Source organism: Pseudarthrobacter sp. NCCP-2145 (genome assembly GCF_023708005.1).
GTDB lineage: Bacteria > Actinomycetota > Actinomycetes > Actinomycetales > Micrococcaceae > Arthrobacter > Arthrobacter oxydans.
The window spans coordinates 127,202-148,269 of sequence record NZ_BRCG01000001.1; the positions used below are offsets into that span (position 1 = coordinate 127,202).

The 21,068-nt window shown below is 66.0% G+C and carries 20 protein-coding genes and 1 tRNA gene; 10 read left to right on the forward strand and 11 right to left on the reverse strand.

Going from position 1 to position 21,068, the window contains the following annotated elements:
* Positions 1-33: 33 nt before the first annotated feature.
* Complete coding sequence (locus NFU08_RS00590) at positions 34-969, forward strand: aldo/keto reductase (RefSeq protein ID WP_174174471.1); 936 nt, start codon at positions 34-36, stop codon at positions 967-969.
* Between the two features lie 10 nt (positions 970-979).
* On the opposite strand, the gene NFU08_RS00595 is transcribed toward NFU08_RS00590, so the two are convergent.
* A complete protein-coding gene (locus tag NFU08_RS00595) occupies positions 980-1,246 on the reverse strand; it encodes a hypothetical protein (RefSeq protein WP_104187157.1) in 267 nt (88 codons plus the stop codon).
* Positions 1,247-1,285: 39 nt separating this feature from the next.
* On the opposite strand from NFU08_RS00595, the gene NFU08_RS00600 reads away from it, so the two are divergent.
* Entirely contained in the window at positions 1,286-1,519 is a 234-nt protein-coding gene (locus NFU08_RS00600; protein ID WP_174174473.1) for a DUF5703 family protein, read from the forward strand.
* On the opposite strand, the gene NFU08_RS00605 is transcribed toward NFU08_RS00600, so the two are convergent.
* Together NFU08_RS00605 and NFU08_RS00610 are read right to left on the reverse strand one after the other, a co-directional pair.
* On the reverse strand, positions 1,516-2,676 hold the full coding sequence (locus NFU08_RS00605; protein ID WP_174174475.1) for an acyl-CoA dehydrogenase family protein: 1,161 nt from the start codon (positions 2,674-2,676) through the stop codon (positions 1,516-1,518). The genes NFU08_RS00600 and NFU08_RS00605 overlap by 4 nt on opposite strands.
* A 10-nt stretch (positions 2,677-2,686) precedes the next feature.
* Positions 2,687-3,991, reverse strand: a complete 1,305-nt coding sequence (locus NFU08_RS00610) for a M20/M25/M40 family metallo-hydrolase (protein WP_251420112.1) — start codon at positions 3,989-3,991, stop codon at positions 2,687-2,689.
* Positions 3,992-4,162: 171 nt separating this feature from the next.
* Here NFU08_RS00610 and NFU08_RS00615 point away from each other — a divergent pair.
* A tRNA-Leu gene (locus tag NFU08_RS00615) sits at positions 4,163-4,245 on the forward strand.
* A gap of 279 nt (positions 4,246-4,524) precedes the next feature.
* On the opposite strand, the gene NFU08_RS00620 is transcribed toward NFU08_RS00615, so the two are convergent.
* From NFU08_RS00620 to NFU08_RS00635, 4 genes are all read right to left on the reverse strand, one after another.
* A complete protein-coding gene (locus NFU08_RS00620; RefSeq protein ID WP_251420113.1) occupies positions 4,525-5,511 on the reverse strand; it encodes a metallophosphoesterase in 987 nt (328 codons plus the stop codon).
* A gap of 360 nt (positions 5,512-5,871) precedes the next feature.
* A complete protein-coding gene (locus tag NFU08_RS00625) occupies positions 5,872-6,096 on the reverse strand; it encodes a hypothetical protein (protein WP_174174479.1) in 225 nt (74 codons plus the stop codon).
* Between the two features lie 73 nt (positions 6,097-6,169).
* Positions 6,170-7,141 carry a glycosyltransferase family 9 protein gene (locus NFU08_RS00630; protein WP_251420114.1) on the reverse strand — a complete coding sequence of 324 codons (972 nt, stop codon included), beginning with the start codon at positions 7,139-7,141 and terminating at the stop codon, positions 6,170-6,172.
* Complete coding sequence (locus tag NFU08_RS00635) at positions 7,138-8,283, reverse strand: glycosyltransferase family 9 protein (protein ID WP_251420115.1); 1,146 nt, start codon at positions 8,281-8,283, stop codon at positions 7,138-7,140. Before NFU08_RS00635 ends, NFU08_RS00630 begins: the two co-directional genes overlap by 4 nt.
* A 211-nt stretch (positions 8,284-8,494) precedes the next feature.
* Here NFU08_RS00635 and NFU08_RS00640 point away from each other — a divergent pair, with 211 nt between their 5' ends.
* The 5 genes from NFU08_RS00640 to NFU08_RS00660 all read left to right on the forward strand — a co-directional run bounded on the left by NFU08_RS00640 (position 8,495) and on the right by NFU08_RS00660 (position 13,154).
* Positions 8,495-8,797: a DUF4193 domain-containing protein gene (locus NFU08_RS00640; protein ID WP_066275770.1), complete on the forward strand. Its 303-nt coding sequence runs from the start codon at positions 8,495-8,497 to the stop codon at positions 8,795-8,797.
* A 160-nt stretch (positions 8,798-8,957) separates the two neighbouring features.
* Positions 8,958-9,698, forward strand: a complete 741-nt coding sequence (locus NFU08_RS00645; protein WP_251420116.1) for a M50 family metallopeptidase — start codon at positions 8,958-8,960, stop codon at positions 9,696-9,698.
* 9 nt (positions 9,699-9,707) lie between these two features.
* Positions 9,708-10,805: a glutathione S-transferase family protein gene (locus NFU08_RS00650; RefSeq protein WP_251420117.1), complete on the forward strand. Its 1,098-nt coding sequence runs from the start codon at positions 9,708-9,710 to the stop codon at positions 10,803-10,805.
* Positions 10,806-10,845: 40 nt separating this feature from the next.
* Positions 10,846-11,955 (forward strand): serine hydrolase domain-containing protein, encoded by a 1,110-nt coding sequence (locus NFU08_RS00655; RefSeq protein WP_251420118.1) that lies wholly within the window; start codon positions 10,846-10,848, stop codon positions 11,953-11,955.
* 80 nt (positions 11,956-12,035) lie between these two features.
* Entirely contained in the window at positions 12,036-13,154 is a 1,119-nt protein-coding gene (locus tag NFU08_RS00660; RefSeq protein ID WP_246255866.1) for an aromatic acid exporter family protein, read from the forward strand.
* On the opposite strand, the gene NFU08_RS00665 is transcribed toward NFU08_RS00660, so the two are convergent.
* From NFU08_RS00665 to NFU08_RS00675, 3 genes are read right to left on the reverse strand one after another with little or no spacing between them, the layout of a single operon-like run.
* Positions 13,151-14,062: a MaoC/PaaZ C-terminal domain-containing protein gene (locus NFU08_RS00665; RefSeq protein WP_251420119.1), complete on the reverse strand. Its 912-nt coding sequence runs from the start codon at positions 14,060-14,062 to the stop codon at positions 13,151-13,153. The genes NFU08_RS00660 and NFU08_RS00665 overlap by 4 nt on opposite strands.
* The gene (locus NFU08_RS00670; RefSeq protein WP_174174494.1) at positions 14,059-15,399 is read right to left on the reverse strand and encodes a 3-oxoacyl-ACP reductase; all 1,341 of its coding nucleotides are present in this window, start codon (positions 15,397-15,399) and stop codon (positions 14,059-14,061) included. The genes NFU08_RS00665 and NFU08_RS00670 overlap by 4 nt, the downstream gene beginning before the upstream one ends.
* A gap of 9 nt (positions 15,400-15,408) precedes the next feature.
* Complete coding sequence (locus tag NFU08_RS00675) at positions 15,409-16,770, reverse strand: acetyl-CoA C-acetyltransferase (protein ID WP_251420120.1); 1,362 nt, start codon at positions 16,768-16,770, stop codon at positions 15,409-15,411.
* Here NFU08_RS00675 and NFU08_RS00680 point away from each other — a divergent pair.
* Together NFU08_RS00680 and NFU08_RS00685 are read left to right on the forward strand one after the other, a co-directional pair.
* Positions 16,769-17,518, forward strand: a complete 750-nt coding sequence (locus tag NFU08_RS00680) for a TetR/AcrR family transcriptional regulator (RefSeq protein ID WP_246255886.1) — start codon at positions 16,769-16,771, stop codon at positions 17,516-17,518. The genes NFU08_RS00675 and NFU08_RS00680 overlap by 2 nt on opposite strands.
* Before the next feature lie 95 nt (positions 17,519-17,613).
* A complete protein-coding gene (locus NFU08_RS00685) occupies positions 17,614-19,725 on the forward strand; it encodes an acyl-CoA dehydrogenase (protein ID WP_251420121.1) in 2,112 nt (703 codons plus the stop codon).
* A 93-nt stretch (positions 19,726-19,818) separates the two neighbouring features.
* On the opposite strand, the gene glgA is transcribed toward NFU08_RS00685, so the two are convergent.
* On the reverse strand, positions 19,819-21,024 hold the full coding sequence (glgA, locus tag NFU08_RS00690; protein WP_251420122.1) for a glycogen synthase: 1,206 nt from the start codon (positions 21,022-21,024) through the stop codon (positions 19,819-19,821).
* Positions 21,025-21,068: the final 44 nt, after the last annotated feature.

Genomic DNA, 21,068 nt, shown 5'->3' on the forward strand with positions numbered 1-21,068 from the left:
GGCAGTGCCGGTTCTGCCCGTAAGCTTGCTGCTATGCAGCAGCGTTACGTCGGCAACAGTGGATTGCGTGTGTCCGCCCTATCCCTCGGCACCATGGGCTGGGCCGGCGAAACCGACGAACAGGACGCCTCGGAACTCCTGCGCACCTTCCTTAACGCGGGCGGCCGGCACGTTGATACGGCCGCGTCCTACGGCGACGGCAGGTCGGAGGCAATGATTGGCTCCCTGCTGGGCGACGTGGTGGCGCGGACGGAGATTTCCATCTCCAGCAAAGCAGGGTTGACGACGCCGGACGGCCGGCGCGGGGTGGACACCTCGCGCAACGCCATGCTCACCGGGCTCGACGCGAGTTTGGCACGGTTGGGCACCGACTACGTGGATATCTGGTTTGCCCAGGCCTGGGACGCCAACGTTCCGCTGGACGAAACGCTGTCCGCGTTGGAATTCGCGGTCCGTACCGGCCGCGCGCGGTATGCGGGCGTTTCCAACTTCAACGGATGGCAGACAGCCAAGGCGGCTGCGGTTGCCGGGTTCCCGCTGGTTGCGGTCCAGTCCGAGTACTCGTTCCTGCAGCGCCGGCCCGAAGCTGAGCTCATTCCCGCGGTGGAAGATGCAGGCCTGGGGCTTATGGCCTGGGCGCCGCTGGGCCGCGGTGTGCTGACAGGCAAGTACCGCGGCAGCATCCCCTCCGGATCGCGGGCCGCTTCAGCGGCCGAAGCCGGGTATGTAGAGCCTTACCTGGAGGAGAAGCCGTCCCGGACCGTGGAGGCCGTATGCATGGCGGCCAAGGGCCTGGGGCGGACTCCGCAGGACGTCTCCCTCAGCTGGCTACTGTCCCAGCACGGCGTGGCCACCGCCATTGTGGGTCCGCGCACGCCCGCCCAGCTGAAAGAACTGCTGGACGCGCAGCTCACACCGCTGCCGCCCGAAATTGCCCGGGCCCTTGAGGATGTTTCAGCGCCGCTGTAAGCCCGCGGCCCTACTCCTGGACGATCTCCAGGTCCTCGTCGTCATCCACGTCGCTTTCTTCGTCCTCGTCGTCCTCGTCATCAAAGACCTGGAGCGGGGTTACCTCGTTGTAGGCCTCATAGAGCGCATCTTCATAAACTTCGAAGGCGTCTGCGACCGCAAAGAACGCCGCCTCGACGGAGGGGTCACCATCTCCGCGGCGGTTGGATGCTGCTATAAGGTGTTCTTCCATAGCGGTGGTCAAGGACTGAAGCGCGACACGCGGATCGATGCTCATGACTTCACGTTAGCCGGAAAAGGACGAAAATGGAGAGCAATGAAGGAACAATTTCTCACCAGCTCGGTCCAGCGGGAACGGGACTATTTGAGGCAGTACGAGTACCTCGTACTGACGGTCAGTCCTGATGATTCACTCCCTGAGGCACGCCGCCGCCTGGTGGAACATTCCGAGTACGGCAAGTGGGAGCTGGAGCGCAGCAAGCTGTACGTGGGCGGGGGCCGACGCTTCTGGCTGCGCCGGCGGGTGTTGCAGGTCCAACGGACGGTCTAGCCTTCCAGCGGTCCCAGCCAGGCGTTGGCAACGGTGTTGTGGGCGGACTCATCATCGGACGGATGGAACATGCCTGCCAGGACGTCGCGGTAAAGCCGCTCCAGTTCTGAACCCCGGAAATAACTCGATCCCCCGCTGACGCGGATGGCCAGGTCCACAACCCGCCGCGCAGTCTCCGTGGCGTTCACCTTCAGTCCCACCAGCTTTGGGAACCACTGCGGTCCGTGGTCCACCAGGGCGTCCACGTCCGCGGCCACTGAGGCCAGCTGAGGGTACAGGGTGTCCATGGCCATGGCCGCCTCTGCAACCTTCCAGCGGATGTCCGGATCCTGCGCGTAGCTCCGTCCGTTGTTCTTGAAGGAGGTGCGCCGTTTCACGCTCGCCACGCCCACGGCGAGGGCCCGCTCCCCCAGGCCCGTGTAGACGGCTGCGAGCAGCGTCTCGAAACAGGCGAAGACAGCGAAGATCAGCGGGTCCCTTCCGGGACCGACGGGAATCCTGCGGAAGATCCGTTCAGGCGGAACTGTGGCCCCGTCCAGGATGGTGGTGTTGGACTGGCTCGCCCGCATGCCCAAGGTGTCCCAGTCGTCCACGATGCGGTATCCGGGCGTTTCGCGCGTGATGAAGCCGTGGACCAGCTCGCCTTCCCCATCCCGCCCGCCAGGGTCCTTGCCGAAAATTCCCAGCCGGGTCCACGCCGGCGAGAGGCTGGTGAAGATTTTGGTCCCCGTGAAGGAGTATCCGCCGCCGGGCAAGGGCGTGGCCGTGGTCCGCGAATCGAAGAGGACCGCATCGTTGCCGGCCTCGGAGTTGCCGAATGCGAAGATCTCGCCCTCCGCCGCCTCCTTGAGGACGAAGCCAAGGGAGCTGTCGCCGCGGGCTTGGAGGACATGCGCGACGCCGGTCCACACCAGGTGCATGTTCACGGCCAGTGCCGTGGCTGGCGCAGCCGTTGCCAGCCTGCGCTGGCACTGCGCCGCCGCTTCGAGGCCAAAGCCCAGGCCGCCGTCGTCCGTTGGTACGAACAACTTCAGGTAGCCGGCCCCGACAAGTTCCGCAAGGTCCTCATGGAAGAACGCGTTCTCCCGGTCGTAGCCGGGGGCACGGCCCCGGATCCGCTCCAGGAGGGCGTCGGGCAGGACTTCCTCGGGGGTCATGGCGGCCCGCTCAGTAGTTGGTGAGGAGGGTGTTGAGGACCCGTGCACCGAATTTCAGGGAATCAGCGGGAACCCGCTCATCCACCCCGTGGAACATGCCGGTGAAGTCCAGCTCATCCGGCAGCATCAGGGGCGCAAAGCCATAGCCCGTGATGCCGAGCCTGCTCAGGGATTTGTTGTCCGTGCCGCCGGAGAGGGTGTACGGCAGGACCTTGGCGCCGGGGTCCTCGGAGTGCAGGGCGTCGATCATGGAGTCCACCAGGTTGCCTGCGAAAGGCACCTCCAGGGAGACATCCTGGTGCACGTAGCTGACGTCGACGCCGGTGCCGGCCAGGTCGCGGACGATCTCCAGGACGTGCTCCTGCTGGCCGGGCAGGGTGCGGCAGTCGATCAGCGCCTCCGCGGACTCCGGGATGACGTTGTGCTTGTAACCGCCTTTGAGCAGCGTGGGGTTGGTGGTGTTCTGGAGTGTTGCGCCCACGAACCGGGCCACGGTCCCCAGCTGGCTGAGCAGGACGTCCGGGTTGTCGGCGTCGAACTCCACGCCCGTGAGTTCCGTCACGCCGTCCAGGAACTGGCGGGTGGTGGGGGTCAGCTCAATGGGCCACTTGTACTCGCCGATGCGCGTCACGGCTCCGGCCAGGCGCGTCACGGCGTTGTCCGTGTTGATCTGCGAGCCGTGTCCGGCCCTGCCGTGGGCCACGAGCCGCAGCCACGAGATGCCCTTTTCCGCTGTCTGGAGGAGGTACGTCCGCTGGCCACCGATGGTGGCCGAGAATCCGCCCACCTCGGAGATCGCCTCGGTGGCGCCCTCGAACAGCTCCGGGCGCTTGTCCACGGCGTAGCGGGCACCGTAGGCGCCGCCCGCCTCCTCGTCCGCGAAGAAGGCGAAGATGATATCCCGCTTGGGCTTCCGGCCGGTGCGGGCGAAACCCCGCAGCACGGCAAGGATCATGGCATCCATGTCTTTCATGTCGACGGCGCCGCGTCCCCAGATCAGCCCGTCCTTCAGTTCCGCGCCGAACGGGTCCACAGACCACTGGTCCCGAAGCGCCGGCACCACATCCAGGTGGCCGTGCACCACGAGGGCGCTGGCGGATGGGTCCTCACCTGCCATGCGGGTGACTACGTTGGCCCGCCCGGGGGCAGACTCGAAAATTTCGGCTTCCATGCCGACTTCCTCGATAAGCCCGGCGGCATACTCTGCCGCGGCACGCTCCCCCGGCCCCGACCCGTCGCCGAAGTTGGAGGTGTCTATCCGGATGAGTTCCTGGCAGATCCGGACAACTTCATCCTCGGGCAGGACGTCAGGCATGGAGGGCTCCTCACTGGGAAATGACTGGCTGGTGCAGCGCTGATGCACTGCCCTCAGCCTACCCACTTGGCCCGATTCGATGTTTCAGGAAAAGTCGTGTTAGAGTTTTTCTCGCTGCTTCGGAGAAACGCGAAACGCTGAAAAGCGGAAACGGTTTCCGAATCACCACCTGCGCGGGTGGCGGAATGGCAGACGCGCTAGCTTGAGGTGCTAGTCCTCGAAAGGGGGTGGGGGTTCAAGTCCCCCTCCGCGCACAAACGGAAGCCCCGGAAAATCAGTGATTTTCCGGGGCTTCTTTGTCTGTGCCTGAGGTTCCGGTTGCCGGTATACCTGGACGCGTAACGGGTTCTTCCAAAGCAGGTACTAACTACTCGTGTGCCCGCCCCACGCAGATCCTAGTGTTGTTCACGGAGCCGGCGACGAGAGCACACGCCTGAGACCACGTGTGCTCGCCCCCCAGCCGTCGCCGGCTCCACTCACCGCCCGGACTTAGTTCCCGGCCCTGCTCTTTGTGGCGAACCCCGCGTCCGTGGTCACTTCCGGATGCTGAAGGAATCAGAGAAGGTGTAGCCGTCCGCGGGGACAAGTTTCACGTCCATGCGGCTGCTGGTTGCGGTCACATCCAACGTCCCCAGGGTCGAATTGTGGTTGCCGGCTGACCAGGAGGCGAAGTAGTGCGACTCGGGATCGTCGCGATTGATTTCGCGGGGGGTCCGCCCGCCAATGCCCACGGTGATGAAGACCGTTCCCCTGCCTTGGGTCATGGAGTCACCGGTGTCCACCACGCATCTCTTCTCAACGGTTTTGACTGCCATATACTCACACCGGTCGCTGAAGCCGAGCTGGTGCGTCCGCTGGTACAGGTGCTCATGGCCGTTGAGGACAACGTCCACCTTCTTGCTGATCAGCATGTTGGTGAGAGACTCCCCCGCTGCGCAGGCATACCGTCCCATCGTGAAACAGGGAGTATGCATGGCCACCACTGTCCAGGGGATGCTCTCCGCCCGCGCTCCGTCAATCGCCTTTTCCGTCCAGTTCCACCGATCGCTGCCCTTTGAATAGTCGAGCTTGCCGGCCGAAAATTCGATGCCAGGTGAAACCACGATGATCCGCACCAGGGGTTCTTCCTGCGGCACGTCCACGAACCACTGCTCCGCGTAGTCGCCTTGCAGGCCGGGAAGCCTGTTAGGCAGGCAGGCTGCCAACTTCTTGATGTCCCCGTCAGAGCCGTCACTCTCATGGTTTCCGGGAAGCAGCTGGTACGGGAAGTCCGCTCCCAGCTTTCCGGTAACCATGTCGCAGAATTCCTGGTCGGCACCGGGTTCGTACGGGAAATCACCGAGCGCGATGTTGAAGTCCGGTTTCAGTCCGGCCACCGTGTCCAGCACCGCCAGTGCGCCCTCGCCCAGGCCGATGTCCCCGGCAGCGGTGAAATGTACGGACTTTTCCTCGGGGGACCCGCAAGCGGCCAGGACTACCAGGCCCAGGGCTGCCATTCCGGCGGCCAGCAGCTGCCTCACCGACCTCGTGCTCCGAAACATGGATGAACCAACCCCCGGGATGCGTAGTGGGTTTGTAACTTGAGGCGATCCTACCGGTGTGGTCGAGGAGGACAATGGGCGGGGGGTGCCGCCCCACGGCTGCCCTCCGGAGGCCAGGTTCCCGCCAGGTGCCGGGCCGTACCCGTCTCCCTGCTGGTCAGCGCCTGTGTGCACGGCCGTCAGGGCATTCCTGCAGTAGACGGACCAGGCGCACTGAAGGCAGCGCGGCGGATGTCAACGATTTGGTAACGGGGCTGTGTGGGCCGTCGAGGCTCCCCTTGGCCATCTGCTGGTGCCGGGACCTGCCTGTGCCGGCAGGGCCAGGCGCAGCGGGCAGCGTCACTGCGGATGTAGTGGCCGTGGGGGCGTGGTGCCTTCCGCGAGCCGCGAACCCTTGACTGCCGGCCTGTACAGGACGCGGCGCTTACCGGCCCGGCTGGCCCTGCGCTCCCGGCGCCGGGCCTTCCTCTCCGAACGGTCGATGGCGGAGAGTATTGCGAATGTGCCCGTGACCCAAAGGAACGCCGTGGACAATACCAAGGCAATTTCCAGCTCAGTGCCCATAGCTACATTTTAGGCCGTGCAGAAGGGCAAAGAGAGATGAGTCCACGCTCGATTTCGCCGCGTGCAGGGAGCTCTACAGGACGCCCAGTTCTCCCACCGCAGCCAGGACATCCTGCACGGTGACTGCCAGCAGGGCAGGGTCCGGCCGGTAGGCAAACGTGTCACCCCGTCGCAGCTCAGCCCGGGTCAGGACTATGTGCGGACCCGGGGGCGGGCCCCAGATTTCGGGCGGAGCAGGCCCAAACAGTACTACCGAAGGCGTCCCGTAGGCGGACGCCAGGTGCGCGGCCCCGGTATCAGCGGAGATCACCAGCCGGGCTGCTGCGATGGTTGCAGCGAACTCGCCCAAGCCCAGCCGTCCGGCCAGCACGGCGTGTTCGGACTGCCCGGACAGCCGGCATACCTCCAGTGCACGTTCCCTCTCCCCGCTTCCGCCTGTAAAGACGACATTGTGCCCGGCCACGGCGAGCGCGGATGCAACGGCGGCGAACCGCTCGGCAGGCCAGAGGCGGCTGCCATAGGCTGCCCCGACATGCAGAACGGTGGCTGCAGGAACGGGGCTGGGCTGACGGGGAGCATTCAGCCGGATGTCCAGCGGATCAGCTTCGATGCCGTGCCACTCCAGGAGTGCGGCCCAGCGCTCCCTCTCATGCAGCCTGTCGCGCCACGGCGGCCCGTCCCGGTGGCGGCTCCGGTGCCCGATGGTGCGCCGCGCCTGCAGGGCCTCAATCCGTCCCTGGCTCTCGGGACCACTGCCGTGCAGGTTTACTGCAACATCCACCACGCCGGGTTCCACAGCCAGCGGCTCGTCCAGGCCGTGGGTGGGCAGGAGCTCGTAGCCTCCTACCAGTCCCAATGCCTCGGACAGCCATCCCTGCGCCGCATACCGCAGCCGATGCCCGGGATAGGCGCGGCGGAGAGCCTTAAGGGCAGGCACGGCCACCAGCAGGTCCCCCAGCTTCAGTGCCCGAAGCACCAGGAGCTCCGGTCTTCCATCGCCGTGATTCCCCGGTGCGGCCTGAGCGAGGACCTCCCCGCCGCTCATGCGTCCTCCGCCGGCAGCTCGGTGGCGGCCAGGCTCCGCACGTCCTCGTAAACATCACGCACCGCAACATCGGCCACCAGGGAATCGTCGTGCGGGCACCTGGGCGCCGTCCAGCCAACCTGGGTGACGTCTATCCCGCAGGAAGGGCAGGCCGTCACCCAGGATGCATGGATGCGGTGCAGGCTCCTGCCCAGCGCCGCGGCGTTGATGACGTTCCCTGCCCAAAAGATCCCTACAGTGGGGACTCCCAGTGCCTGGGCGAGGTGTCGGGGGCCGCTGTCGTTGGCTACTACTGCGGCCGCACCGGCCAGGATCGCCACAAGCCCGCCCATGTCCAGGGTCCCCGCCAGGGAACGGACGTGCGTGGAGGCTGCCTGCTCCCCGATCTGCGCGGCCAGTTCCTGTTCGCTCCCGTCCCCGACAACAACAACCCTGAACCCGTCCGCGGCGCACGCCGACGCAAGTTCAGCAAACCGCCCAACCGGCCACCGGCGGCGGGGATCCGTAGCGCCCGGATGCATCACCACCAAAGGTGCGGCGCCGTCGTCGTCCATGGCGACGGCAGGACGGGCCAGTCCCGGCGCCGGCGCCAGGCGGGCCTCCAAGTCGACGGGAAAAGCGCCGGCCAGGCCGGCCACTTCCAATGCCCTGAGCGGTTCGTGCTGGTAATAGAGGTAGGGAACCGTACGCTCCAGGCTGGCGGCGTCCGCCGTCCGTGTGCCCACCGTGTGCCGGGCGCCGAGGCGAAGGAGGAACGGGTTTGAATATCGCCCTCCGCCGTGGAGCTGGACGGCCAGGTCGAACTGCCGTCCGCGCATCTCGCGAAAAAATGTTTCCAGCTCCTCCGCGTTCTCCCCTCCGGGGCGGACGCCTTCAGCAAACGGCAGGATGCACACCTCGTCCACGGGACTTATGGTGGCGGCAAGCAGTGCCTGGTGCACGGGCGTGCCCAGCAAGGTGATTGATGCCTCGGGGTAGGCCGCCTTGAGGGCGGATATGGCGGGGATGGCAAAGACGAGGTCGCCCAGGCCTCCCCCACGAAGTACAGCGATCCTCGTCACGTCCTGGAACTTTTCCAGGACAGGGCCGACACCGGTTCCTGCCCGCCGGGAACCACCGAACTCTGCAGTGAGCTGCTCCAACGTATACCCCTTACTTATAGTGCGGAGAACGCCGCGGTACGTTGCGTCCTCCTCCGCCCTGCACCCGTGCTGCTGTGAATAAGCGCGGGCTGCTGTCCGTTCAACCCTTACCCCGCGGACGGTCAACATACTCCGGCTATTGGGGAATAGCCTCTTGATGCTGTACGTTTCATACGCGACAGGCGAACCAAAGAAAAGAGAAGCACCTAAAGTGGCAACCGATTACGATGAACTGCGCTCCGACGTCAAGGAATCGCAGGACAACTCACTCGAGCAGCTCCAGTCAGCAAATGCTCCCGACGCGCGCAGCGTTGTACTTGAGCTGGATGAGGCTGACGGGCTCGACGGCGCAGGCGTGCCCGGAGGCGAGTTCGTGGCCGAAGAGCTCGTGGTACAGGTCATCCCGCAGGCTGAGGATGAATTCACCTGCTACTCCTGCTTCCTGGTCCGTCACCGGTCCCAGATTGCTCGCCAGAAGGATGGCCACAGCTACTGCACCGAGTGCGAAGGCTAGTTAACACAGTCGACGTGGGGCTTCGGGAACGTCCGTGGCCCCACCGATCCTAAGGCACGCCCTCACATTGGCGTGCCTTTCGGTTTTTAAGCCGGCACCCAGGAGGCCCCGGTACTGTGGCGCGTATGGCACACGATGACCCGGCCGGCACCTGGCCCTGATGAACATATCCGGCGACCCCTGGAACAGACTGCTGGACGCCTTCAGCCGCGCAGACGCCCCGAGGGTGACTCTTACCGAGCTCGTACTGGCCCTGGTGGTAGCTGCAGCCCTGTCAGTCCCGCGCCGGTCGTGGAGGTATTTCGGCCTGCTGGCCACGGCAACACACGAGATCGGGCACGCGGTCGCTGCACTAATCAGCGGCCAGCGGCTGTCAGGCATCCGGCTCCGCCTCGACCATTCAGGCACCACCACAACCTATAGCCGCAGCAGGCTCGCCAGTGCATGGTCCTGCTTTTGGGGGTATCCGGTCCCGGCAATCGTGGGTGCTGCCTTCGTCTGGTGCGGGTTCAACGGCTGGGGTCCGGCCGCCATCATGGCCGGCGGCCTGGCCCTGGCTGCCTCGCTGCTGTTCCTGCGCAATCTTGCGGGCATCCTCATAACCGTCACCGCGATGTCAGCGTCGGTGCTCCTGATCCTTCTGGTACCGGAGGCATTCGTAGGGCATGTGGCCGTCATCCTGGGGGTGGCACTGCTGGTGGCCGCCGTGCGCGACCTGATCAAGCTGGCACACCTTCACCTGCGCCGGCGGGAACGGCTGGCCAGCTCTGACGCCTACCTGCTGTGGCGCGCTACCTCAGTCCCCTCAGGCGTCTGGATCATCCTTTTCGCGGCCTTGGTGGCGGGCTCCTGGCTGTGGGCCTGGCAGCCCATCTCCACAGTCCTGTATGCGGGAGCATAGGCTGGTCCCATGAGCCAGGAAACGGACACCACCCAGCAGGCCACCGTGGTGGGCGGCGCAGAGCACAGTACCCGCGGCGCCTATGTCACCGGTGGAGCGGAATTCAACCGTGATACCAACTACATCGAGGACCGCATCACCAAAGATGGCTCCCCGGGCAGCAATGGCGAGCCCGGCTGGCCCGTGGAGGCGGGCCGCTACCGGCTGATCGCCGCACGGGCCTGCCCCTGGGCCAACAGGACTGTCATCGTCCGGCGCCTGCTTGGACTGGAGGACGCCATTTCCCTGGGACAGCCCGGCCCCACCCATGATGCGCGGTCGTGGACCTTTGACCTCGATCCGGGGGGCGTGGACCCGGTCCTGGGTATCGAAAGGCTCCAGGATGCCTACTTCACACGTTTCCCTGGCTACCCGCGGGGCATTACCGTCCCGGCAATCGTGGACGTGGCCAGCGGCGCCGTGGTGACCAACGATTTCCCCCAAATCACCCTGGACTTCGCGACTGAGTGGACGGAGTTCCACCGGCCGGGGGCGCCGGACCTGTACCCGGAGACTCTGCGGGAGGAGATCGACCAGGTCAACAAGCGTGTGTTCACCGAGGTCAACAACGGGGTATACCGCTGCGGCTTTGCTGGCTCCCAGGAAGCCTACGACGCCGCCTACGCCCGGCTGTGGTCGGCACTTGACTGGCTGGAAGACCGGCTCTCGGGGCAGCGCTACCTTGTGGGCGACACCATCACGGAAGCGGATGTCCGGCTGTTCACCACGCTGGCACGCTTCGACGCCGTTTACCACGGCCACTTCAAGTGCAACCGCCAGAAACTCAACGAACTGCCCGCCCTCTGGGGCTACGCCCGGGATCTCTTCCAGACCCCGGGCTTTGGGGACACCATCGACTTCGTGCAGATCAAGCAGCACTATTACATCGTCCATGAGGACATCAACCCCACAGGCATCGTTCCTGCGGGCCCGGACCTGAGTGGCTGGCTGGAAGCCCACGGCCGGGAAGCACTTGGCGGCCGTCCCTTTGGAGACGGCACGCCGCCCGGACCAGTCAGGAAGGGCGAGGATGTGGCGCCCGGCCACGGGGCTGCTCCGGAATCGTAGGGGCAGCATGCGGTAAGCGCTTTCCGGCTAGACTTGCGCCATGCAGACATCACACGGCTTTGTGGCGCCCGGATATGGCGGTGTCCTTGAACTGTTCGACTCATTCCTTCGCGATGACCCGAAGTACAGCGCGCAGCTGGCCGCGTACAGGGACGGTGTCCAGGTGGTTGGGCTGTCCGGGGGGCCGGAGATGGCTCCGGACTCCGTGACAGGGGCGTACTCCTGCTCCAAGGGGGTGGCCGCCATGGTGATCGGACTGCTGGTGCAGGACGGACTGCTGCACCTGGACCAAACCGTGGCCCACTACTGGCCGGAGTTCGGCGTACATGGAAAGGACCGGCTCCTGGTCCGGCAGGCCTTGTCCCACCAGGCCGGGCTTATGGGGGTTGAAGGCGGCTTCCCCCTGGAAGAGTTCACCACTCCGGCCGCCGCCGCCCGGCTCGCCGCAGCGGCCCCGGCCTGGGAGCCCGGCAGGCAGTTCGGCTACCACGCGCTCACCATCGGGATCATCATGGAGGAACTGTGCCGCCGCACTGCCGGAGAAACGCTGCAGGAGGTGTACGAGCGGCGGATCCGGCGTCCGTTCGGCGTCGACTTTTTCCTCGGACTCCCGGCCGAACAGGAATCCCGCTACCGGAACGTCCTCTACTCGGCCGGCCCGGAACAGCCCTGGCTGGATCCGCTCAGCCTTGAAGGCCTGAACAGCAACGCCCCCGTAAGCACCATCATGGAACTCCCCAACATCCGCGCTGTCCGGGCCGCAGGAATGTCCGCGGCCGGAGGGGTGGGAACCGCTGAAGGCCTGGCCCGCCTCTACGCCGCGGCCACCACGGGCACCAACGGAGGGACACCGTTCCTCAACGCAGCGACAGTCGACCTCATGTCCCGGGAACAGGCGTGGGGGCTTGACCGCTCCTCCGGGCTGGACAACGCGTTCGCCGTTGTGTTCATGAAACCGCACCCGTCGCGCAACTTCGGCAGCCACCGTGCGTTCGGGCATGAGGGGGCCAACGCCGCCCTCGGGTTCGCGGACCCGGTCTATGGCCTGGGCTTCGGTTACATCCCGCAGCGGCAGGAGGACGGCCGGACACCTGGCCGTGCACACCGTCTGGCCGCTGAAGTACGCCGATCGGCGGCGGATTTGTCCTGAACCGTCCTGCGCCCGTGCCGCCGCGGACGCCTGACCAGCAGCTTTGTCCACAGCCGTAGGTCGCCCGTAACGTTGTGCGGATGACCAAGCCTAAAATACGCCCGGACGCCCGCTGGGCCAGGGGGACCGTTTTCCTCAAACAGGCGGTATCGGGCTTGTCTGCGGCCTTTGCAACACAGCGGCTCCAGCTGGCGGCAAAAGCGGCAGTTGCCGCCGGTGTGGCGTTCCTGATCGCACCCCTGATGCCGGGCGCGGCTGCCAACTATCCCTACTACGCACCACTCGGCGCGCTGGTGGCCATGTACCACAATGTTGCCGGTTCGGTTAAGCAGGGCATGCAGGCCCTCGCCGGACTCGCCATGGGCATCGGCCTTGCGTTCGTGCTGGTCAACGTGACCGATCCGTCGCCCCTTGCCGTGGCACTGATCATGGGCATTGGCGTGCTGCTGGGCGGCCTTCCGGGAATTGGCAAGGGCAGTGACTGGATTCCGACGGCGGCGCTGCTGGTCCTGCTGGTCGGCGGCAGCAACCCGGACGATTTTTCGTTCGGCTACCTCCTGCAGATGGGTGTGGGAGTGGCGGTGGGAATCGGCGTCAATTTCCTGATCTTTCCACCGCTGCACTTCAATGCCGCGGCAGCCAGCCTGGACGATTTGCGCATCGCCCTCGGCAAACAGCTCACGGACATGGGCAAGGCGCTCCTGGAAGAGTGGCCGCCCAAGCACGAGGACTGGTCGCGCCGTTCGGACGAGCTCTCGGCCGCTGCCCGCTCCGTCCGGCACCTTGTCAAGGAGGCCGACGCCAGCCGCCGGGCAAACCCGCGGCGCAAGCTCCACCCGCGTGACGTTGACCTCGATTACCGCAACCTGCGCGAACTGGAGCGGGTGACCTTCCACATCCAGGACATTACGGACGTCTTGTCGGATGTCATTTACGAGAGCGACGTGCCGTATGGGGTGCCGCTGCAGGACAACGCCCCGCTGGCTGACGCCCTGAAGTCAGCCGGGGATCTTCTGCGCTCGTTCAGCGAAGATGACCCGGCCACACAGGAAGAGAAGCTCAAGGAGGCCAGGACGGCGGTGGAAGCCTGCCTCGCTGCCACCGCCGGGAGGCAGCCGGACCAGGGGATGGTTCCGGCGTCCGAATCGGTCCTCCTGAGCCTCCACCGGATCCTGCGGGCTGTCCGGACAGCTGCCTAGAGGGCGCGCACTGAACCGTGGAAATGGCGCCGGCCTGAACGGGGATTCCAGGCCACGAAGTCGGACCGGCCCCACGCCCCGGCAGAACCCTCCACTGTTGTAATCTCCAACGCGACCCTGCAGGGAAGGAACACCGGGGCGTCAAAGTCCACGTCCCAGGCGAAGGAATCACCACGGGACGGGCCTACGTCAGCGAGCGCCCTCGAGGCAAGGTACATGCCGTGCGCGATGGACCGCCGCATTCCCAGTGCCTTGGCGGAGAGCACGCTCAAGTGAATGGGATTGAAGTCGCCGGATACTGCGGCGTAGGCACGGCCGGTATCAACACCGAGGTGCCAGAGGGCCGTGGGATCCGGCGCCTTGAAGTCGGCCCGGTCGGGAGCCGGGGACGGCTTGTCGATGCCCGGGAGGAAGACTCCCTTGGCAAGGTAGGTGGAGATTCCCAGCCAGCAGACCTCGGCTGTTCCTGCCCGGCGCACCTCGGCGATCACGTCCACCTGTGTGCCTGAACGATGCCCACGAAGGTTCTCCACCCTGGCGGTGATATCCAGGGCGTCCGTGAAAAGTACGGGAATCCGCTGCTCCACACTGTTCCGAAGGTGGATCATACCGAGCAACGGCAAGGGAAAATCGTCCCTGTTCATCACGCTCATGGCCAAAGGAAAGGCGAGGGCGTGGATAAACCCGGCGGGCAGCACGTCGCTGGCTGTTTCCCCGATCAGGTGCTGGTACGCGGTCAGGGTGGCAACGTCGACGGCGACGCCCCGCACTTCATGGCTTTCAGCCGGCAGGGCGGTTCCGTCATGGGCGCCCAAAAGCCTGCGGCGGGCGGCCTGCGCTGCGGCATTGACGTACAGTTTGGACAGCGACGGCATCTCCCCCAGAATGACCGGCTGGGCGGAAGTCATGCCCCCACCATGTTCTGCCCGCATACCCGCAGGACCTCCCCGTTGATTCCCGCGGCGGCGTCGCTTGCCAGGAACGCGATGGTTTCCGCAACGTCCGTTGGCCTGCCGCCCTGCTGCAGCGAATTCAGCCGCCGCCCGATCTCCCTGACGGCGAAGGGGATCCGTGCCGTCATCTCGGTTTCGATGAAGCCTGGGGCCACCGCATTGATGCTTCCCCCGTGCGCTGCCAGGAGCGGAGCACTGGCCCTGACCATTCCCATTACCCCTGCCTTGGACGCCGCGTAGTTGGTCTGCCCCCTGTTGCCGGCGATGCCGCTGGTGGAAGCAACAGACACAATACGTGGTGATTCCCGGAAGTGTTCGGATGCAAGCAGCGCTTCGTTGATCCTGAGCTGCGCGGTGATGTTGATGCCGATCACCGAGCTCCACTTCGAGTGGTCCATGTTGGCGAGCAGCTTGTCCCGGGTGATGCCTGCATTGTGGACCATGATGTCCAGACGACCGTGGCGCTGTGCCGCGTGCCCGATGATCCGCTGCCCGGCGTCGTCCCTGCTGATGTCCAGCTGCAGGGCTGTCCCCCGGACCTCGTTCGCCACGGCTGCCAGCTGGTCACCGGCTGCCGGAACGTCGACAAGGATGAGCGTTGCGCCGTCACGGTGCAGGGTGCGTGCAATGGCTGCGCCGATGCCGCGGGCTGCTCCGGTCACAACGGCAATCTTGCCTGCCAGTGGCTGGTCAACGTCGCGGGCGGGCTCACCGGAGGCGCTGGACACGGTGATGAACTGCCCGTCCACGAAGGCGGAACGGCCCGAAAGGAAGAACCGGAGGGCGGCCAGGGAACTTGCGCTTGTTGCCTGGACTCCTTGCCGGAGAACTATGCCGTTGCCGGTGGCGCCCCCGCGCAGTTCCTTCGCCAGCGAGCGCAGGAACCCGTCGATCCCCTGGCGGGCAGCCGCAGCGGCGGGGGAATCTGCCTCTGACGCCGGCCGGGACACCGTGACCACCCGGCCGCCCGGGGCGAGGTCCCGCAGCGAGGCAGCTGCCGTGAGGATGGGCTTTTCCAGATCGCCGGGGCTGGCCACTTCGTCCAGTGCCAGGATGATGGCACCCAGTTTTTCGCGGGGTACCGCGTGCCGCCTGACATCGAGGTCCCAGGAGAGCAGTTCGGCAGCCAGGTTGTCGGCGTCGGCGCTATTTCCCTGCACCAGGACGGGGCCTGTGATCAAGGGCTGCCCGGGCTGGTACCTGCGGAGAGCCGCGGGCTGGGGCAGTCCGAGCTTTTTGGCAACGTTCCTGCCCACGCCGTGGTGTACCAGTTGTGCGTACTTGTCTGTCATCTGTGTCCCCTACAGCGATTCGAGAATGGCGACGACGCCCTGGCCGCCGGCGGCGCAGACGGAGACCAGGCCCCGTGCGGGCCGTCCGTCCGTCCTGCCTTTGGCGTGGAGCTGCTTGGCCAGCGAAGCCACAATCCGGCCGCCGGTGGCGGCGAAAGGATGGCCGGCGGCCAGGGACGAGCCGTTGACGTTCAGGCGCGAACGGTCGACGCTGCCCAAGGCGCCGTCCAGGCCAAGACGGGTCCGGCCGAATTCCTCGTCCTCCCAGGCCGCCAGAGTGCTGAGGACCGTGGCGGCAAAGGCTTCGTGGATCTCGAAGTAATCGATGTCAGCAAGCGTGAGGCCTTGCCGGGCCAGCAGCTTGGGCACGGCGAACACGGGAGCCATGAGCAGGCCGTCTTTGCCGTGGACAAAGTCGACGGCGGCAGCCTCGGCATCTACCACTGCCGCGAGCTTGGGCAGGTCATGGGCGTCTGCCCAGGACTCGGAAGCCAGCAGGACCGTTGAGGCCCCGTCCGTCAGCGGCGTGGAGTTGCCGGCCGTCATGGTGGCGTCGGCACCGAGGTTCTTGCCGAAGACCGGCTTGAGGGTAGCGAGCTTTTCGAGCGACGTATCGGCGCGGAGGTTGCCGTCGCGCGCCAGGCCCCGGTACGGCGTAATGAGGTCATCGAAGAACCCGGCCTGGTAGGCGGCCGCGAGGTTCCGGTGGCTGTTGTAGGCCAGCTCGTCCTGGGCCTCACGCGAAATCTTCCACTGTGCCGTGGTGAGGGCCTGGTGCTCCCCCATGGACAGGCCGGTTCGGGGCTCGGCCGTCCCGGGAGCCAGCGGGGCCAGGTCCTTGGGCCGCAGCCGGCCGAGGATCTGCAGCCGCTGCGGCAGCGTCTTTGCCCGGCTGAGGTCCAGGATCACTTCGCGAAGGCCCTCGCTGACCACCACGGGAGCATCCGAAGCGGAATCCACGCCGCCGGCCACTGCTGAGTCGATCTGTCCCAGCTTGATCTTGTTCGCCAGGCCCACCACGGTCTCCAGGCCGGTGGCACAGGCCTGCTGCAGGTCGTAGGCCGGGGTCTCGGCGGAGAGCGCGGAGCCCAGCACGGCTTCACGGGTGAGATTGAAGTCCCTGGAGTGCTTGAGGACCGCACCGGCGGCCACTTCCCCGATGCGCTCATCCTGCAGTCCGAACCGGGCGATGAGCCCGTCCAGTGCCGCGGTCAGCATGTCCAGGTTGGAGGACTTTGCGTAGGCACTGCCGGCGCGGGCAAACGGAATCCGGTTTCCTCCGACGATCACTGCCTTGCGGAGGCCAGGGGTTCCTGCAGTCGGGCTGCCTGCTTCTTCGGGTCCAGCGGTGGACTGTCCGTCAATGGACATGGATATCTCCTCGGGTCACGTGCGGTTACCGATACCCAGCGTACCTGATACGCTGGGTATCGTGAACAACCACGACAACGGCCCGGCTGTGCCGCCTGCACCCGGCAGCCCTGACGGGCGCTCTTCGCGCTGGCAGAGCCACCGGGAGGAACGCCGCAGGGAGCTGATCAAGTCTGCACGGCGAGCAGTGCACGTGCTGGGCAGCGACGCCTCCATGGAAGAGATCGCTGCCGCAGCCGGCACCTCGAAGTCCGTTTTCTACCGCTATTTCGGTGACAAGGCCGGGCTTCAGCAGGCCGTAGGCGAAGTTGTCCTGAGCCAGATGCAGCGCCGGATCCAGGAAGCCGCCCAGAACGCGGACACTCCGCGCGAAGGCCTCCTGGCCATGGTCTCCGCCTACCTCCAGATGGCGGACACCAGCCCGAACGTCTACACGTTCGTCACGCGGTACGGCAGCGGCGACCCGGAGGTTTCCTCGGGCGCAGTGTCCGGGGCGCTCGGACATTTCTTTGACGCCGTGGCCGACATGATCGCCACCCCCATGAGATCGCACCTGGGCGACGGCAAGCAGGCAGTGATCGGCTACTGGCCCAAGGCGGCTATCGGAATGGTGCGTAACGCCGGGGAACAATGGCTGAGCACTCCGGACTCCCCTGCCAAGCCCGGCCAGGAGGCGATGGCACGGCAGATCACAGCCTGGCTGTGCGTAGGCATCGCCCCCGAACTCTCAACCTCGGCACGCGGATGACCCCGCACTGCCCGCCAGGCAAGACACGACCCGCAGCCAATGTAAGCAACTACCCGTAACCACAAGCACTGTCAGCACCAACGAAGGACATTGACATGACTGAAGTAGTGGACCGTCCAGCCGGCAAGGGGCAGCGCCCCGTCGCCGCCAAACCGGCGCCTGGCCCGTCCCGGGCCCAGCCCGCCGTCGACGTGGAAGCACTGGGCCGGCAACTGCTGGGCAAATGGGCCGATGTCCGGCTCCAGGCCCGGGAGCTTGCAGCCCGCCCCGAGCTCCACAAGATCGAGGGCCTGACGCACACCGAGCACCGGAAACGGGTGTTCGGACAGTTGCGGTACCTGGTGGAGAATGAAGCCGTCCACCGCGCCTTCCCGGAAGCGCTGGGCGGTTCCGACGACCACGGCGGCAACATCGCCGGCTTCGAGGAGCTGGTGGTGGCCGATCCCTCACTCCAGATCAAGGCCGGGGTACAGTGGGGACTTTTCGGCTCTGCCGTCATGCACCTCGGTACTGCCGGACACCACGCCAGGTGGCTTCCGGGCATCATGAACCTGGACATTCCCGGCTGCTTCGCCATGACCGAAACGGGACACGGCTCGGACGTGGCCAGCATTGCGACCACCGCCACCTATGACCCGTCCACGGAGGAATTCGTGGTGCACACCCCCTTCCGCGCCGCCTGGAAGGATTACATCGGCAATGCAGCCACCGACGGACTGGGCGCCGTGGTGTTCGCACAGCTGGTCACCCGCGGAGTAAACCATGGCGTCCATGCCTTCTACGTGGACCTCAGGGATCCGCAGACCAAGAAGTTCCTGCCGGGAATCGGAGGCGAGGACGACGGCATCAAGGGCGGGCTCAACGGCATTGACAACGGCCGGCTGCACTTCACCAACGTCCGGATCCCCCGGACAAACCTCCTCAACCGCTACGGCGACGTTGCTCCTGACGGAACCTATTCGTCGCCCATTGCCAGCCCCGGCCGCCGGTTCTTCACCATGCTCGGCACCCTGGTCCAGGGACGGGTATCGCTGGACGGCGCTGCGGTGGCGGCATCCAAAGTGGCTCTGAAGGCGGCCATCGGCTACGCCACGGAACGCCGCCAGTTCAATGCCTCCTCCCACACCGACGAGGAAGTCCTTCTCGACTACCAGCGGCACCAGCGGCGCCTGTTCACGCGGCTTGCAACCACCTATGCCGCCGGGTTCGCCCACGAACAGCTGCTGGAGAAATTCGACGACGTCTTCTCCGGCGCCCACGACACGGACGAGGACCGCCAGGACCTGGAAACCCTGGCTGCCGCCCTGAAGGCCCTGAGCACCTGGCACGCGCTGGACACGCTGCAGGAATGCCGGGAAGCCTGCGGCGGCGCCGGCTTCCTGATCGAAAACCGCTTCGCGTCATTGCGGGCAGACCTGGACGTCTACGCCACGTTCGAGGGTGACAACACGGTACTGCTGCAGCTGGTGGCCAAGCGCCTCCTGGCTGATTACGCCAAGGAGTTCCGGAACGTGGACTTCGGAGTCCTGGCCCGCTACGTGGTGGGCCAGGCCACGGGCGCCGCGATCCACCGGACGGGCCTGCGCCAGGTTGCCCAGTTCATGGCCGACACCGGTTCGGTGCAGCGGGCTGCCATCGCCCTCCGCGACGAGGAGGGCCAGCGTGCGCTGCTCACTGACCGGGTGCAGACCATGGTGGCGGAGGCGGCGGGCTCGCTCCGGGGCAGCAACCGGCTCTCCCAGGAGAAGGGCGCCGCGCTCTTCAACCGGCACCAGAACGAGCTCATCGACGCCGCGCAGGCGCACGCCGAGCTCCTGCAGTGGGAGGCCTTCACGGACGCGCTCCGCGAGGTTGAGGATCCCGGGACCAGGCTGGTCCTGACCTGGCTGCGGGACCTTTTCGGCCTGTCGCTGATCGAGAAGAACCTGTCCTGGTACCTCATGAACGGGCGTCTCTCCATGCAGCGGGGCCGCACGGTGGGCGAGTACATCAACAGGCTGCTGGTGAAGATCCGGCCGCACGCCCTGGACCTCGTGGAAGCGTTCGGTTACGGCGATGACCATGTGCGCGCAGCCGTGGCCACGGGCGCCGAGAAGGAACGGCAGGACGAGGCGCGGGCCTACTTCCGCAGCCAGCGGGCCAGCGGCCAGGCACCGGTGGACGAGAAGGTGCTGCTCACCAGGACCGCCGCGGCCAAGCGGAACTGACCGTCCCCTGGCGCCATGAACGACGACGGCGCCGCTCCCCTCGAGGGGGAAGCGGCGCCGTCGTCGTCATGAAGCGTCCTTCACATAGCTTCGCTAGCTCCGGGCCGGAAGCACGGAGCGGTACACCTCGAGCGTTGTTTCCGTGATGGATTCCCAGGAGAAGTGCTTCTCGGCACGCAGCCGGCCCGCCTTGCCCATGGCGCGGGCGCGCTCCGGGTCGGAGACCACCTCGGTGAGGGCTGCCGCGAACTCGATCACGAATTTTTCAGGATCGAGGGGCGTTCCGGTGCCGTCGGTGACCTGCTCGAGGTCAACCAGGAGGCCGGTCTGGCCGTGCTCCACAACCTCCGGAATTCCGCCGGTGGCGCTGGCAACCACCGCTGCGCCGCAGGCCATGGCCTCCAGGTTGACGATGCCGAGCGGCTCGTAGATGGAGGGGCAGGCGAAGGCAGTCGCGTGGCTGAGCACCTGGATGAGCTCGTGGCGCGGCAGCATCCTCTCGATGAGCACCACGCCGGTCCGCTGGCTTTGCAGTTCCTCGATAAGCCGTGCCGTTTCGGCAGCAAGTTCGGGAGTGTCAGCGGCGCCCAGGCACAGGACCAGCTGAACATCGGCCGGCAGCTTGGCCGCTGCGCGGAGGAGGTAGGGGACGCCCTTCTGGCGCGTGTTCCTGCCCACAAAGACCACGCTGGGCTTCGCGGGGTCAATGCCCAGGGCGCGGACGGCGTCGTCATTTTCGTCACGTTGCCACATGTCGACATCGATGCCGTTGTGGACCACCCGGACCTTTGCGGGATCGACGTCCGGGTAGCTGCGCAGGATGTCCTGGCGCATGCCCTCCGACACCGCGATGATGGCTGCCGCCGCCTCGTACGCCGTCTTCTCCACCCAGGACGAGAGCGCGTACCCGCCACCGAGCTGCTCCGCCTTCCAGGGCCGCAGCGGCTCCAGGCTGTGGGCGCTCAGGACATGCGGGATACCGTGCAGCAGGGATGCCAGGTGCCCTGCCATGTTGGCGTACCAGGTGTGCGAATGGACCAGGTCCGCGCCTTCCACGTCCGGCACAATCCGCAGGTCCACACCGAGGGTCTGGACCGCGGCGTTGGCTCCGCCAAGGTCCTCCGGCACCTGGTAGGACGTTACGGTGGCGCCATGATAGTCGGTATCGCGGGGAGCCCCAAAAGCACGAACCTGCAGGTCAACATGCTTACTAAGCACCCTGCTCAATTCGGCCACGTGGACTCCGGCGCCACCGTAGATCTCCGGCGGGAACTCTTTGGTCACAATGTCTATTCGCACAAGACCCAAGGTAGTCCTTCCCGCTTAACTGTTCTAGTGTGAAG

Coding starts and splice junctions, on each gene's coding strand:
- NFU08_RS00645 (WP_251420116.1), top strand. CDS start 8,958: ATGAACATATCCGGCGACCCCTGGAACAGACTGCTGGACGCCTTCAGC.
- NFU08_RS00610 (WP_251420112.1), bottom strand. CDS start 3,991: ATGCCTGACGTCCTGCCCGAGGATGAAGTTGTCCGGATCTGCCAGGAA.
- NFU08_RS00600 (WP_174174473.1), top strand. CDS start 1,286: ATGAAGGAACAATTTCTCACCAGCTCGGTCCAGCGGGAACGGGACTAT.
- NFU08_RS00605 (WP_174174475.1), bottom strand. CDS start 2,676: ATGACCCCCGAGGAAGTCCTGCCCGACGCCCTCCTGGAGCGGATCCGG.
- NFU08_RS00685 (WP_251420121.1), top strand. CDS start 17,614: ATGACTGAAGTAGTGGACCGTCCAGCCGGCAAGGGGCAGCGCCCCGTC.
- NFU08_RS00650 (WP_251420117.1), top strand. CDS start 9,708: ATGAGCCAGGAAACGGACACCACCCAGCAGGCCACCGTGGTGGGCGGC.
- NFU08_RS00655 (WP_251420118.1), top strand. CDS start 10,846: ATGCAGACATCACACGGCTTTGTGGCGCCCGGATATGGCGGTGTCCTT.
- NFU08_RS00630 (WP_251420114.1), bottom strand. CDS start 7,141: ATGAGCGGCGGGGAGGTCCTCGCTCAGGCCGCACCGGGGAATCACGGC.
- NFU08_RS00670 (WP_174174494.1), bottom strand. CDS start 15,399: ATGACAGACAAGTACGCACAACTGGTACACCACGGCGTGGGCAGGAAC.
- NFU08_RS00660 (WP_246255866.1), top strand. CDS start 12,036: ATGACCAAGCCTAAAATACGCCCGGACGCCCGCTGGGCCAGGGGGACC.
- NFU08_RS00625 (WP_174174479.1), bottom strand. CDS start 6,096: ATGGGCACTGAGCTGGAAATTGCCTTGGTATTGTCCACGGCGTTCCTT.
- NFU08_RS00595 (WP_104187157.1), bottom strand. CDS start 1,246: ATGAGCATCGATCCGCGTGTCGCGCTTCAGTCCTTGACCACCGCTATG.
- NFU08_RS00665 (WP_251420119.1), bottom strand. CDS start 14,062: ATGACTTCCGCCCAGCCGGTCATTCTGGGGGAGATGCCGTCGCTGTCC.
- NFU08_RS00675 (WP_251420120.1), bottom strand. CDS start 16,770: ATGTCCATTGACGGACAGTCCACCGCTGGACCCGAAGAAGCAGGCAGC.
- NFU08_RS00680 (WP_246255886.1), top strand. CDS start 16,769: ATGGATATCTCCTCGGGTCACGTGCGGTTACCGATACCCAGCGTACCT.
- NFU08_RS00590 (WP_174174471.1), top strand. CDS start 34: ATGCAGCAGCGTTACGTCGGCAACAGTGGATTGCGTGTGTCCGCCCTA.